At 57.4% G+C, this 13,259-nt stretch carries 13 protein-coding genes; 10 read left to right on the top strand and 3 right to left on the bottom strand.

Going from position 1 to position 13,259, the window contains the following annotated elements; all coding sequences use genetic code 11:
- Positions 1-5: 5 nt before the first annotated feature.
- Entirely contained in the window at positions 6-362 is a 357-nt protein-coding gene (locus CFT65_RS05950; protein ID WP_088827060.1) for a helix-turn-helix transcriptional regulator, read from the bottom strand.
- 158 nt (positions 363-520) lie between these two features.
- Between CFT65_RS05950 and yegQ the strand changes: the two genes are divergently transcribed.
- The 8 genes from yegQ (at position 521) to CFT65_RS05910 (ending at position 8,639) form a co-directional block, all read left to right on the top strand.
- Positions 521-1,834 (top strand): tRNA 5-hydroxyuridine modification protein YegQ, encoded by a 1,314-nt coding sequence (gene yegQ / locus CFT65_RS05945; protein WP_088827059.1) that lies wholly within the window; start codon positions 521-523, stop codon positions 1,832-1,834.
- 514 nt (positions 1,835-2,348) lie between these two features.
- On the top strand, positions 2,349-3,797 hold the full coding sequence (gene sufB / locus CFT65_RS05940; RefSeq protein ID WP_008169346.1) for a Fe-S cluster assembly protein SufB: 1,449 nt from the start codon (positions 2,349-2,351) through the stop codon (positions 3,795-3,797).
- A 73-nt stretch (positions 3,798-3,870) separates the two neighbouring features.
- Complete coding sequence (gene sufC / locus CFT65_RS05935; RefSeq protein ID WP_088827058.1) at positions 3,871-4,656, top strand: Fe-S cluster assembly ATPase SufC; 786 nt, start codon at positions 3,871-3,873, stop codon at positions 4,654-4,656.
- A 15-nt stretch (positions 4,657-4,671) separates the two neighbouring features.
- Entirely contained in the window at positions 4,672-5,958 is a 1,287-nt protein-coding gene (gene sufD, locus CFT65_RS05930; protein WP_088827057.1) for a Fe-S cluster assembly protein SufD, read from the top strand.
- Between the two features lie 6 nt (positions 5,959-5,964).
- Positions 5,965-7,218: an aminotransferase class V-fold PLP-dependent enzyme gene (locus CFT65_RS05925; RefSeq protein ID WP_088827056.1), complete on the top strand. Its 1,254-nt coding sequence runs from the start codon at positions 5,965-5,967 to the stop codon at positions 7,216-7,218.
- 13 nt (positions 7,219-7,231) lie between these two features.
- Entirely contained in the window at positions 7,232-7,585 is a 354-nt protein-coding gene (locus CFT65_RS05920) for a HesB/IscA family protein (protein ID WP_088827055.1), read from the top strand.
- Positions 7,586-7,625: 40 nt separating this feature from the next.
- Entirely contained in the window at positions 7,626-8,168 is a 543-nt protein-coding gene (sufT, locus tag CFT65_RS05915; RefSeq protein WP_088827054.1) for a putative Fe-S cluster assembly protein SufT, read from the top strand.
- Complete coding sequence (locus CFT65_RS05910; RefSeq protein WP_088827053.1) at positions 8,169-8,639, top strand: SufE family protein; 471 nt, start codon at positions 8,169-8,171, stop codon at positions 8,637-8,639.
- 15 nt (positions 8,640-8,654) lie between these two features.
- Here the strand turns inward: CFT65_RS05910 and CFT65_RS05905 are convergent, their stop codons facing one another.
- Both CFT65_RS05905 and CFT65_RS05900 read right to left on the bottom strand, forming a co-directional pair.
- Entirely contained in the window at positions 8,655-9,860 is a 1,206-nt protein-coding gene (locus CFT65_RS05905) for a flagellar assembly protein T N-terminal domain-containing protein (protein WP_088827052.1), read from the bottom strand.
- A gap of 18 nt (positions 9,861-9,878) precedes the next feature.
- The gene (locus tag CFT65_RS05900) at positions 9,879-10,427 is read right to left on the bottom strand and encodes an LPP20 family lipoprotein (protein ID WP_088827051.1); all 549 of its coding nucleotides are present in this window, start codon (positions 10,425-10,427) and stop codon (positions 9,879-9,881) included.
- Between the two features lie 248 nt (positions 10,428-10,675).
- Between CFT65_RS05900 and traF the strand changes: the two genes are divergently transcribed.
- Together traF and CFT65_RS05890 are read left to right on the top strand one after the other, a co-directional pair.
- The gene (gene traF / locus CFT65_RS05895; protein WP_088827050.1) at positions 10,676-11,998 is read left to right on the top strand and encodes a conjugal transfer protein TraF; all 1,323 of its coding nucleotides are present in this window, start codon (positions 10,676-10,678) and stop codon (positions 11,996-11,998) included.
- 135 nt (positions 11,999-12,133) lie between these two features.
- Positions 12,134-13,255, top strand: a complete 1,122-nt coding sequence (locus CFT65_RS05890; RefSeq protein ID WP_088827049.1) for a multifunctional CCA tRNA nucleotidyl transferase/2'3'-cyclic phosphodiesterase/2'nucleotidase/phosphatase — start codon at positions 12,134-12,136, stop codon at positions 13,253-13,255.
- The last annotated feature ends 4 nt before the right edge of the window (positions 13,256-13,259 follow it).

Raw genomic sequence — 13,259 nt, 5'->3', positions numbered from 1 at the left:
CCGGATCAGGATAGCCTGACAGAGCGATATTCAGCCGGGGAAGTACCCATCCAGCGCTTGAAAGCCCGGCTGAATGCGCTCAATTCCGAAAACCCGAGCTGCTCGGCAATTTCCACCAGCGGCTTGGTCTTATCCTGCATGTAGGTAAGCGCCTGCCTGCGACGAACATCCTCAAGCAGACGGGCAAACGTCAGCCCTTCGCGCTTCAGTTTCTTGTGCAGCGTATAGCGGCTCATATGCAGCTGCGACGCCACGACTTCCACACCAACCTTGCCACGAGCAAGCTGCACACTGATCAGGGAACTGACCCTGACACTCAGCGAAGCCCGCGCCACCTCTGGCGTCAGAGGCTTTGATGCCATCTGGAACTCCTCCTTTGCAACGCTTCGGCCCGAAAAGCCGGAACCGTGAGCGTACACATGTTAGCCGAAAACAATCAATACGACCTTTGAGCAGGATCAAGGGAATGCCCATCGGTTTACGGCAAAATGCCCCGCTTTCAGAATCCCCCGGAGCCACAATGAATACCCCGGAACTGCTAGCCCCCGCGGGCACCCCCGAACACCTGGAAACCGCCTTTGCCTATGGCGCCGATGCTGTCTATGCTGGCCAGCCCCGATACTCCCTGAGAGTAAGAAACAACAGTTTCAAAGACGTTGCAGCGCTCGGCGCCGGCATCGATCGGGCCCATGATCTGGGCAAACAGTTCTACCTTGTCTCCAACATAGCACCTCACAACGACAAGGTGCGGTCCTATCTCAGGGATCTTGCCCCGGTACTGGAACAAAAACCCGACGCCCTGATCATGTCAGACCCAGGCCTGATCATGCTTGTGCGGGAAAAATGGCCAGACCAGCCCATCCACCTTTCCGTTCAGGCCAACGCGGTAAACTGGGCCACGGTGGAGTTCTGGCGCCGGCAAGGCATCAACCGGGTGATCCTGTCCCGGGAACTGGCACTAAATGAAATCCGAGAGATCCGCGACCGGGTCCCGAAAATGGAACTCGAAGTCTTCGTTCACGGTGCCCTGTGCATGGCTTATTCCGGTCGGTGCCTGCTCTCGGGTTACATGAACCACCGGGACGCCAACCAGGGCGCCTGCACCAACGCCTGCCGCTGGAGCTACAAGCAGGTCCGGCACGGCCACGACCAGACCGGCGACCTGATCGCCACCTGCGGGAGCGGTGAATTGCAGGAAGTGGCGCCAAAAGAAATCCTGCTGGAAGAGCCCAACCGTCCAGGAGGGTTCATACCCGCCTATGAAGACGAGCATGGTACCTACATCATGAACTCAAAGGATTTGAGAGCCGTTCAACACGTCGCTGAACTGGCAAAGATGGGCGTTCACTCCATGAAAATCGAAGGGCGAACAAAGAGTACCTACTACGTGGCCCGCACCACCCAGGTCTACCGCCGAGCCATCGACGAGGCGGTGCAGGGCAAGCCCTTCGACATGGGCCTGATGGACGAACTGGAAGCCCTCTCCAATCGGGGCTACACCGAAGGCTTCCTCCGCCGCCACCTGCCCCGCGAATACCAGACCTACGAACAGGGCTCCTCATTCCTTGGCACCCAGCAGGTGGTTGGTACCATTACCGACACGGATGACCAGTGGCTGACCATCGACGTGAAAAACAAATTCGCACCCGGCGACCAACTGGAACTGATCAGCCCGGCCGGCAACATCCGGTTTTCGGCCAATATCATGGAAAATCGAAACGGCCAGGCCATGGACTATGCGCCTGGCAGCGGACATATCGTTCGTATTCCGAAGCCAGAGCGCTTACCAGAATCTCTCGATTTCAGCTATCTGACGAGAATCCTCTCCAACTAGTCTTAAAGCCGGACTTAGACCTTGGTAGCGAATGGCAAAAGGTAGGGCGTGTAGGGCGGGGATCTTCTCCCAAAACCCTGTCTTGCCAAGGAGGGCAAGACGGAGCCCCCATGGATGGGTTCACGGCGTGTTTTGGGGGAAGATCGCCGCCCTGCATGCTTCACCCAAGCCAGAAGTCTCCTAGGTAAAAGCTATCAGCCCGATCACCCTCCCCTTAGTGCCCCAAAGGCCGATTAAGGTATAATCAGCTCACGCAAAAATTAATACCTGACTATTTTACTCTGGTATTGTATAATCGCTCGCCAGAAGCGATGGATCGAAGCGGCCTAATTTGCTTATTTTTCAATACCACCTTTGAAAATCCGTCATCCAAAAAGCGATTGCAGGGCGTACTCACAGGATGAGCGACCACTGCAACACACAAACTGATGACATCCGATCGACAGTCCCTTTTTGAGACCGTCGGCGACACCAAGGGCGCAAGCCCGCGATGAGAGAATACGGAGCGACGATCATGGCGACCACCGACACCGAGGTGAACGAGCTGATCAAACGGGAATACGAGTACGGATTTGTAACAGACATTGAATCCGATACGTTTGAACCCGGCCTTAATGAAGACGTTATCGCCCGCCTTTCCGGCCTCAAGAAAGAACCGGAATGGATGCTGGAGTGGCGTCTGAAAGCCTACCGTCGCTGGCTCGAGATGGACGAGCCGGACTGGGCCCATGTGGGTTACCCGAAAATCGACTATAACTCGATTTCCTACTACTCCGCGCCAAAGCGTCCGGAAGACATGCCCCAGAGCCTGGACGAAGTGGATCCGGAACTGCTGAAAACCTACGAAAAGCTGGGCATCCCCCTGCACGAGCGCGAAAAGCTGGCGGGCGTGGCTGTTGATGCAGTATTTGATTCGGTTTCCGTAGCAACCACGTTCAAGGAACCGCTGGCCAAGGCCGGCGTGATCTTCTGCTCCATCTCCGAAGCGATCCAGGATTACCCGGAGCTGGTCAAAAAATACCTGGGCTCGGTAGTGCCGGCTGGTGACAACTTCTTCGCCGGGCTGAACTCCGCAGTCTTCTCCGACGGTACCTTTGTTTACGTTCCCAAGGGTGTTCGCTGCCCGATGGAACTGTCCACCTACTTCCGCATCAACGCGGCCAACACCGGCCAGTTCGAGCGTACCCTCATTATCGCCGAAGACAGCAGCTACGTGAGCTACCTTGAAGGTTGCACCGCGCCCATGCGGGACGAGAACCAGTTGCACGCTGCAGTTGTTGAGCTGGTGGCCTTGGACGACGCCCAAATCAAGTATTCCACCGTACAGAACTGGTATCCGGGCGACGAGGAAGGCAAAGGCGGCATCTTCAACTTCGTTACCAAACGTGGCGCCGCCATCGGCAAGAACTCCAAGATCTCCTGGACCCAGGTCGAAACCGGCTCCGCGGTCACCTGGAAGTATCCGAGCTGCGTCCTGCGGGGCGAAAACAGTGTTGGTGAGTTCTATTCCGTAGCACTGACCAACAATTACCAGCAGGCAGACACCGGCACAAAGATGATCCACCTGGGCAAGAACACTTCCAGCACGATCATCTCCAAGGGTATTTCCGCCGGCAAGAGTTCCAACGCTTACCGCGGCCTGGTGAAATTCGGCCCGGGGGCGGAAGGTGCACGTAACTTTACCCAGTGCGATTCGCTGCTGATCGGCGACCGCTGCGGCGCGCACACCTTCCCGTACATCGAGAGCAAGAATAAGTCGGCCATCGTCGAGCACGAGGCAACCACCTCGAAGGTCAGCGACGAGCAGATGTTCCTTTGCCGTCAGCGCGGCATCGACCCGGAACAGGCAGTCTCCATGATCGTGAACGGCTTCTGTAAGGAAGTGTTCAAAGAGCTGCCCATGGAGTTCGCTGTCGAAGCCGGCAAGCTGCTCGAGGTAAGCCTCGAAGGGTCCGTTGGTTAACAGGACGGCGGGTCACCCCCAAGATCGGGGCGGGAAACAGAATTCAGACGGTTAAATGAGAGAGACGCTATAAATGCTGAGCATCAAGAACCTGCACGCATCCGTTGAGGGCAAAGAAATCCTCAAGGGCATCAACCTGGAAATCAAGGCCGGGGAAGTTCACGCCATCATGGGCCCCAACGGCTCTGGTAAGAGCACCCTGTCGCAGGTGCTGGCAGGCAACGAAGCATTTGAAGTTACCGAGGGTGAAATCACCCTGAACGGCGACAACCTACTGGAGCTCGAAACCGAAGAGCGTGCCCGCGAAGGCATCTTCCTGGCGTTCCAGTATCCGGTGGAGATCCCCGGGGTAAGCAACCTGCAGTTCCTGCGCACCGCCGTGAACGCCATGCGTCAGCACAAGGGCCAGGACGAGATGAACGCGGCCGAGTTCATGAAGCTCGCCAAAGAAATTTCCAAGCAGGTGGATCTGGATCCGGCGTTCCTGAAGCGCGGTGTTAACGAAGGCTTCTCCGGTGGTGAGAAAAAGCGTAACGAGATCATGCAGGCACTGCTGCTGCAGCCGAAGCTGGCGATTCTCGACGAGACCGATTCCGGCCTCGATATCGACGCCCTGAAGGTTGTTTCTGACGGCGTGAACGCTCTGCGTGCGGAAGACCGCGCCATCCTGATGGTGACCCACTACCAGCGTCTGCTGAACCACATTGTGCCGGATTACGTGCACGTGCTGGCCGGCGGCAAAATCATTAAATCTGGCGGCCGCGAACTGGCCCTGGAGCTGGAAGAACGCGGCTACGGCTGGCTGGGCATCAAGGATGAAGAAACTGCCGACAGTTCAGCCAACAGTTCTGTCAACTAATCGGGAGGTCGCGGAATGAAACCAGCACCCACGCTTTCCACCGCCTTCCTGCATCCGGCCGGTCAGTCACTGCCGGAACCCCTGCTCGCTCTGCGCAAGCAACGGGGAACCGCACTGGTCGACATGCCATTGCCGACCCGCAAGACCGAAAACTGGAAATATTCCAGCAAGTACCTGAAGCTGTCCGACGACATGGCGATTTCCCTGCCGGCGGAAGGCAAGACCGGGAGCAGCCTGGCGGTACCCGGCTACAAGGTTGCGTTTCTCAATGGCGTGATGATGCCGGAAGCCTGCGAATACCCGGATCTGGACGGTATCAGCATCAAGAGCTTCGGCGATCTGAGCGATGAGGAAGCCAGCGATCTGGCGGATCGCCTGGACAGCACCCTGGACAACAAGGCAGTACAGATGGCCAGACTGAACTCTGCGCGTTTTGAAGACGGCCTGCTGATTCGCCTGAAGCCAGACGCCGTACTCGACCAGCCGCTGTTCATTGTTCACGAAGTAACGGCCGAGGCCAGCGGTTCAGCCTTCCCACGCATTTTTGTGGATGCCGGCCGTCACAGCCAGATTACCCTCGTGGAGGAGTACATCTCCAGTGGCTCGGCCCAGGTCATGGCCAATACCGTTACTGAATTCAGTGTGGCCGACGGCGCCAACATCACCAGCATCCGCCTAAATATGGAAGGCGAGAATGTCCAGCACATTGGCTCTACCGGTGTGGTGCAGCAGCGCAGCTCCCGTTTTGAAAGCCATACGGTCGGCTTTGGTGGCCCGCTGCGCCGGCACGATCTGCAGGTTCGACTGGAGGGCGAAGGCGCGGAGTGCAAGCTCAACGGGGTGGTTGTTACCCAGGGCAAACAGCATTACGACAACCACACCACCATTGAACACGTGGCTGCCCACTGCAACAGCGAAGAAACCTATCGCAACATCGCAGCGGACCAGTCCCATGCGGTTTTCAATGGCCGGATTCATATCCATCAGGACGCCCAGAAATCCAATGCGGATATGAACAACAAGAACCTGCTGCTGTCCAATGGGGCAGAGATTGATACCAAGCCGGAGCTTGAAATCTACGCCGATGATGTAAAATGTGCTCATGGCGCAACCATCGGCCAACTTGATGAAATCTCGTTGTTTTACCTGGTTTCACGGGGCATCGGCCGGCGTCAGGCGAACGTTCTGCTCACCATGGCCTTTATCAACGAACTGGTAGAGCAGATTCCTGTTGAAGCAGTGCGGGAGACGGTCCAGGGCCGGCTGAACCACTTCTTCGAACAGACATTTCAGGAGGCGTAACCGGTTATGACCGATCTGTCCGTGGCAAGCACCGCCAAGCGCACCAGCTTCGATGTGGACTCCATTCGCCGGGACTTCCCGATCCTGTCTCAGCGGGTGAACGGCAAGCCACTGGTGTATCTGGATAACGGTGCGTCGGCCCAGAAGCCGGAAGCCGTGCTGAACGCCATGGATCGGTATTACCGCGAGATGCACTCCAATGTTCATCGTGGCGCCCATACGCTCGGAGACAGGGCCACCGCGGCCTTCGAGGGCGCCCGAGAGACCGTCCGCAACTTCCTGAATGCCGAAAGCATCCGGGAAATTATCTGGACCCGCGGCACTACCGAAGCCATCAATCTGGTTGCCAATGGCCTGGCCCCGCGCCTGAAAGCCGGCGACGAGATCCTGGTGAGCTATATGGAGCACCACGCCAACATTGTGCCCTGGCAGATGATTGCCGAGCGCACGGGTGCGAAAGTGGTTCCTGTCCAGGTGACACCGGATGGCGAGCTGGATCTGGAGTCTTTCACCAGCCTGCTCAATGAGAAAACCCGGGTTCTGGCGATTACCCACGTCTCCAACGTGCTTGGTACCGTGAACCCGGTGACAGCCCTGATTGAACAGGCCAAAGCCCACGGCATCATTACCCTGGTGGACGGTGCCCAGGCGGTACCGCATTACCAGCCGGATGTTCAGGCACTGGGCTGCGACTTCTACGTGTTTTCATCTCACAAGCTGTTCGGCCCCACCGGTATTGGAGTGCTTTACGGCAAGGCCCAGTTGCTGGAGGATATGCCGCCTTACCAGGGCGGCGGCGAGATGATTGAACGGGTCTCGTTCGAGCGGACCACCTGGAACACCCTGCCCTACAAATTCGAAGCCGGCACGCCGGCCATTGCCGAGGCAGTCGGACTGGGAGCGGCCATCGACTACCTGAACGGCCTGGACCGCCCCGCCATGGAAGCGGCCGAAGCCGCTCTGCTTGAGCGGGCCAACCAGTTGGTGGAAACGGTACCGGGCATGGAAATCATCGGCACCGCAAAACAGAAAGTGCCGGTTATGTCCTTTAAAATTGCCGGCCTGCACCCCAGTGATATAGGCACGCTGCTGGATCAGCAGGGCATTGCGATCCGCACCGGCCACCATTGCGCCATGCCGCTGATGGATTTCTATGGAGTTCCCGGTACAGCCCGGGCGTCATTCGCGTTCTACAATACACTGGACGAGGTGGATACATTGTTTACCGCCCTGCAGAAAGTCCAGCGTCTGTTTGCCTGATGGAGGTGGAATCATGACAGCCGAAGTCTTCACCCCGACCGTTGCCGTCACCATGACGCCCAGCGCGGTTAAGCACGTGCGCAAACAGCTGGAGAAAAAGCCGGACGCCAAGGGCATCCGGCTGGCCATCAAGAAGAGTGGCTGCTCCGGCTTCAAATACGAAACCCAATGGGTGGAAGACGTTGCGACCGACGACAAGGTTTTCCACATTGATGGTGTCGACGTCTTTGTTAAAGAGGAGCACCTGCCTCTGGTGAATGGCATTGAGATCGACTTTATTACCGAGGGCGTAAACTCCATGTTCCACTTCCGCAATCCGAACGCCACTGCAGAATGCGGATGCGGCGAGAGCTTTACGGTAGCGTAATTCGACACCAGAGATTGACAAAAGCGAGGCCCGAACAGGCATGCAAGAACGGGAAGTGGTCCTGACCAAACGCGAGGTGGAAGCCCGCCTCGTTCCTTCCGGAACCGAAATCATGATTCCGTCGGACACTTTTGTGACCATCACACAGTCACTGGGTGGCACGTTTACGGTCGCCGTTAACGGAAATCTCGCCCGGATTGAAGGCCACAATGCCGATGCGCTCGGCAAGAAACCCCTGGAAAGCAGCTTCGAAACGCCGGAAGACGGCACCGTCAACGAAAACCAGGTCTGGGAAGCCATGCAGAACTGCTACGACCCGGAAATTCCGGTGAACGTGGTCGATCTGGGCCTGATTTACGAGTGCAAGATTGAAAATGGCACCGAAGACGGCAACCATGTCTACGTCCTGATGACCCTGACTGCCGCCGGCTGTGGCATGGGCCCGGTGATTACCGAGGATGTGAAAACCAAGCTCGAGCACGTTCCCAACGTGGACAAGGTCACCGTTGAACTGACCTTCGATCCGCCCTGGAGCAACGACATGCTCACCGATGAAGCCAAACTCGAACTGGGAATGCTGTAAATGACTGCCAGTGAACAGGACTTTCTGAACAACCCCCTGGGTAAAGACACCACCCTCGAAGACGTTCTGGATGGCTTCGAACTGCTGGACGACTGGGAAGAGCGCTACGCCTTTATCATTGATCTGGGCAAGCAGCTTCCTGCCTTCCCGGAAGAAGCCCGGGTTGAAGATAACTATGTTCACGGCTGCCAGAGCCAGGTCTGGCTGATTCACCACTTTGATGAGGCCAGTGGACGGCTGTATCTTCTGATTGATTCAGACGCCATGATTGTCCGTGGACTGGCCGCTATCATTCTGGTCGCCCTGAACGGCAAGACCCCGAGGGATCTGCTGGCCACAGACATCGATGAGTTGTTTGAGCAGCTGGACCTGTTCCGCCACATTTCCCCGACCCGCGGCAACGGGCTCAGAGCCATGGTCGGCAAAATCCGGGACATTGCGGCCGCCGAGGTGGCCAGCGCCGGCAGTTGATGATGGCCGCCAGCCCTACCAGATAATCGCTATATCATCTCTCCGTATATTCACGATGCCGCCAAGCCTTGGCATCGTGCCCCTGCTGGAATGTGGCTGAACCTTATCCAGCGTCACAGACAGGTCACTGTCCTGCAGCTCCGGTGAGTCGTCCGGCGATTCCAGATAGCGTTTGCTGCGATAGAGTTTTAGCTCGTCGCCCGGCCGAAGACCCGCTGTAGCACCGGATTCCAGTGTTACCGAAAAGCCATCCACCCGCGCAATTCTGGTAATGAACGGCTGGCACGCCAGCGCCTCGGTTACCGCCGCCGCCATCTCCCCGATAACACCATCGACAGACTGGCCGTAGGCGGTCTTCTGGAAACCGGCTGAGCCGAACCCTGCTGAACTTCCAGGCCCGGCATCCCAGTCTGCCGCCGTTTCAAATCTCTGACGGTATACCGGCGCGCCGCTGAAGCCATCAAAGATCACGAGGTCAGCGGCAAACCGACGCCGTTGATCCACCACTCCGATGCCCCGTTGCATCCTGTCCAGTACGGAGGTGCCCCAGGCCGACGGATCAGCAACGCCAAGATCCCGAATCACACCTGTCACAACGAACTGAACGCCCATTTCACGGGCCAGTTCAAGCACGTTGCTCAATCGATTGTCGCCCCGTTGCACCGTAGGCGCGTTCAGCAGATCGGTGAACATCCTGGACGTGGTTGCACCGAAAACCTGCAATCCGCCCTGGCCCAACAAACGCTGCTGGAGTTGTTGCGGCAAGATTTCGCCGGCGTCATCGATGCGCCCTACTCTGGCCTGGTCCGGGTACAGCATCGGAAATCCGGTCACCGCAACACGCTTTTTCAGACGCCCGGCATCTCCAACCCCACATTGGCTGCGACTGTCGCTGATATCGCCCCGTACTATCACCCGCAACAGGTTGCCGCTCTGATATTCATCGACTATCCGCACATTCCGGGCTCGGGCGCTCGAGGCGAGGTCCATCCGGGACTCGGTGATAACGCCGTTTTCCATGGTGTCGTGCGTGCTTACCCTGGCCTCATACTGCAGGGAAAGGTCCCGGATCGCAGCCTTGCGGGCCTCGGCCCGGGCGGCTTCCAGGTTTCCATTGTGGATATTGGCGTGGCCCACGCCCTCCAGAACGACCGCATGGGCGCCAGAAACCACTAAAAGGGCCAGAGCCCCGAGCATAGCCAGTGACAGCAAGCGTTTCATAACTCTCGACACTCTCGATCAATCAAGGTAATACAGGGAATCCACGCCTTTGCTCTGCACATCGCCCACGCTGTCATTTTCTTGCGGCATGGGAATCGGGCAGAGATCCTGCACCTGATCATCAGCAACCTTGGCCACACAGGCCCGGAAACGTGGCTCGAGTTTCAATTCCATAACAGTTTCGAACACACCGTCGCTATGTTCGTTCACTGCAACCAGCTTGGCGCCGCGAATGTAGCTGTCGACGTAGGTTCTGAACATGTCATTACGCAAAACAAAGTCATTAACCGTGGAACTGCCATAGACCACTGTGCCGTAAACCCGTTCAACAAGGTTCCGGTAGGCATCCAGCTGGGAGGCACGCCGGGCCATCAGGCGCTTGCGGGTATCCGAACGGTCGGCTGCAACATCCTCATAGGTACCCAGACCACTCACCCGCACAGTGATTGGCTCCAGCATCGTATCCTGACGGGACTGGCTGCCGTTATTCCCCTGGTAACTGCCAACCGGCGCACAGGCCGCAACCGTTGTTGCCAGCAGAGGCATGAGTATCCAGCGAAGGTTCATTGGGTGTCTCCAAAAAGCATCATTTCCGGTTTCCCATGAAAAAATTACGCCAGTTTTCCTAACCCCCTGATATTCCATTCAACAACTGCCAACCGCGCAGTTTTGCAATCCCTATGCGGCAAAAAACTGCCTCCGTTTACACATCAAAAACAAACCGTAACCCCATGCGTCATGTGCCGGACAAGGTTCTGCATTAACCTCTCAGCTACGTCATATCTATTTTGCTTTTTTACCTGACAGGATTCCTCATGACCGGATATCGTCTGACCAAACTTTCTGTAGCCATTGGCCTATCCATTGCCACCTCCTCTGCACTGGCCAGCCCACAGTCTTTTATGTCTGCCCGCTCTTTTGCCATGGGCGGCACCGGGGTTGCTGTAGCAACGCCTTCAACTGCGCCAACAGACAACCCGGCGATGATGGCTGCGGATCACCATAGCTGGAACGATGATTTCGGGCTGATGCTCCCTTCGGTGAATGCGCGGGCTGCGGATGAGGAAGAAACGGTTGATCAGGTGGATGATATCCAGGATGTGATCGACGAATTTGATCAACTGGTTTCACAACTCGAAGTTGATCCTAGCCAGAACAATGCGGACTCCCTGGCATTAACCGCGGGCGACCTTCGAGATCGCCTGGTGGATTTCGACGGGGATACCATGCGCGCTAACGCGAGCTTGGGTCTGGCCCTGGTAGTTCCCAGCAAGTCCATTTCTGTTGGTGTATTTACCAACGCAAACCTCACAGCGACGGTTCGCGGCGAGCTCTCCAACGATGACCGATTGCTGCTCGACAATATTGTGACAGCCGCAGAAATCGGCAATGTGGGCGACGTGGAAAACGTGATCGACAACGCCGCGGTCGATCAGGACGGAAATATTCTGTTTAACTCCAGAGGCAAGATTCTCGCCTCGGCCGTTGGTGAGGTAGGCGTTTCCTTCGCCCGCCAATTCGAACTTTCCAACGGAAACAGCTTCCAGCTCGGGCTTTCCCCAAAATACGTCGAGCTCCGCACCTTCCAGTACACGGAATCTGTGTCGGGATTCGAGGACGACGAATTCGACGACGACCAGTACCAGACGAATAAGAGCGGTTTTAACCTGGATATTGGCGCGGCTTACGCGTTCGGCGATGAGAAGCAGTGGAATGCAGGTATCGTGGTCAAGAATCTCATCCCGATGGAGCTGGACTCTGCAGCCAGCCGCCCGGAGCTGGGTGAAGAGGTCCGCACACTGGAGCTCAACCCGATGGCAACGGCAGGTATTGCCCACAGGAGCGAATACCACGTGGTCACCGCAGAAATCGACCTGACCAAAAAAGAAGCCTTTGGCTATGAAGATGACACCCAGTGGCTCGCCCTGGGCGCCGAATTCGATGCCTTCCGCTACGCCCAACTGCGAGTCGGCGTTCGCCACAACCTGGCCAGCAACGATGACAACGACGGCATTGAAGAGAAAACCCAGTTCACCGCCGGTCTTGGCCTGAATATTGTTGGTGTCCGCCTTGATCTCGGCGCGCTATACAGCGATGCCGATGTCGGCGCAGCTCTGGAGCTTGGCACCGCGTTCTGACGCAAACCTCTGTCAAAGCCCGCCGGGACGATTCCGGGCGGGCTTTTTTTATGGCGAGCTGCGTCAGAGGTTTGCCTGCCCTGCCCGGGAACCGGATAATCCACCGACACACTCCCGAAAGGAATCAAAGATTTCATGCAGGCCTATCTGGTTGGCGGTGCCGTTCGTGATGAATTACTCGGCCTTGAGGTCAAGGACCGGGACTGGGTTGTGGTCGGCGCAACACCCAAGGAAATGCTTGCCAACGGCTTCAAGCAGGTAGGCGCGGACTTTCCTGTATTCCTGCACCCGCGCACCCGGGAGGAGTACGCGCTGGCCCGTACCGAGCGCAAACAGGGGCGCGGCTACCATGGGTTCACCGTCTACAGCGCACCGGATGTCACGCTTGAGCAGGATCTGAGGCGACGGGACCTGACCATCAACGCCATCGCCAAAACCGAAGACGGCGATCTGGTGGACCCTTTCCATGGCCGCGATGACATCAAAGTTCGCAAGCTTCGACATGTTTCGGAAGCGTTCTCCGAGGACCCCCTCAGAATACTGCGCACCGCCCGTTTTGCAGCGCGGTTCCGTCCGCTGGGATTTACGGTTTGCGAGCAGACAATGGCCCTGATGCAAGACATGGTGGCTACCGGTGAGGTAGACCACCTGGTGCCGGAAAGGGTCTGGCAGGAATTCCAGCGGGCGCTGCACGAGAAGGCGCCGGAGGCTTTCTTTGACGTTCTCCGCGACTGCGGAGCCCTCTCGGTGCTGGTCCCCGAAATCACGCCTCCCGCGGTATTCCCCCTGGCAATGAAGGCGCTTCGCTGCGTCGACAAGCAGACCAATACCGCAACGGAGGAACGCCTGGCAGCCCTGCTCTCGCCCCTGGATGAATCGGTAGCCCTGGAACGGGCCAAAGCTCTGAAGGTGCCCAACGACTGCCAGAATCTGGCAAGACTGGTAACAGCCTTTACACCGGAGATCCGGAGCATCGACCCGCAACAACCGGACGCCGGAACCTTGCTTGAGCTGCTCGACCAGGCGGATTTGTGGCGTCGGCCGGAGCGTTTTCTGCAACTTCTGAGCGTTCTTGAGTGCGCCCTAACTGATGAGTCCCAGACCATTGACCTGCTTCGAACAGCATCAAAGGTGGCTACCGGCGTTGATCCAAAAGCACTCCTGGCGAAGGGCTTTAAAGGCAAGGAACTGGGCAGCGCGATCCGCACCGAGCGCCTGAAACGCATCGGCGACGCCATCGCCCCGATCAACCACTGAGGAG

This window comes from Marinobacter sp. es.048 (genome assembly GCF_900188435.1).
Taxonomy (GTDB): Bacteria; Pseudomonadota; Gammaproteobacteria; order Pseudomonadales; family Oleiphilaceae; genus Marinobacter.
This window is presented reverse-complemented; position numbering and strand designations above follow the sequence as displayed.

Coding starts and splice junctions, on each gene's coding strand:
- CFT65_RS05950 (WP_088827060.1), bottom strand. CDS start 362: ATGGCATCAAAGCCTCTGACGCCAGAGGTGGCGCGGGCTTCGCTGAGT.
- yegQ (WP_088827059.1), top strand. CDS start 521: ATGAATACCCCGGAACTGCTAGCCCCCGCGGGCACCCCCGAACACCTG.
- sufB (WP_008169346.1), top strand. CDS start 2,349: ATGGCGACCACCGACACCGAGGTGAACGAGCTGATCAAACGGGAATAC.
- sufC (WP_088827058.1), top strand. CDS start 3,871: ATGCTGAGCATCAAGAACCTGCACGCATCCGTTGAGGGCAAAGAAATC.
- sufD (WP_088827057.1), top strand. CDS start 4,672: ATGAAACCAGCACCCACGCTTTCCACCGCCTTCCTGCATCCGGCCGGT.
- CFT65_RS05925 (WP_088827056.1), top strand. CDS start 5,965: ATGACCGATCTGTCCGTGGCAAGCACCGCCAAGCGCACCAGCTTCGAT.
- CFT65_RS05920 (WP_088827055.1), top strand. CDS start 7,232: ATGACAGCCGAAGTCTTCACCCCGACCGTTGCCGTCACCATGACGCCC.
- sufT (WP_088827054.1), top strand. CDS start 7,626: ATGCAAGAACGGGAAGTGGTCCTGACCAAACGCGAGGTGGAAGCCCGC.
- CFT65_RS05910 (WP_088827053.1), top strand. CDS start 8,169: ATGACTGCCAGTGAACAGGACTTTCTGAACAACCCCCTGGGTAAAGAC.
- CFT65_RS05905 (WP_088827052.1), bottom strand. CDS start 9,860: ATGAAACGCTTGCTGTCACTGGCTATGCTCGGGGCTCTGGCCCTTTTA.
- CFT65_RS05900 (WP_088827051.1), bottom strand. CDS start 10,427: ATGAACCTTCGCTGGATACTCATGCCTCTGCTGGCAACAACGGTTGCG.
- traF (WP_088827050.1), top strand. CDS start 10,676: ATGACCGGATATCGTCTGACCAAACTTTCTGTAGCCATTGGCCTATCC.
- CFT65_RS05890 (WP_088827049.1), top strand. CDS start 12,134: ATGCAGGCCTATCTGGTTGGCGGTGCCGTTCGTGATGAATTACTCGGC.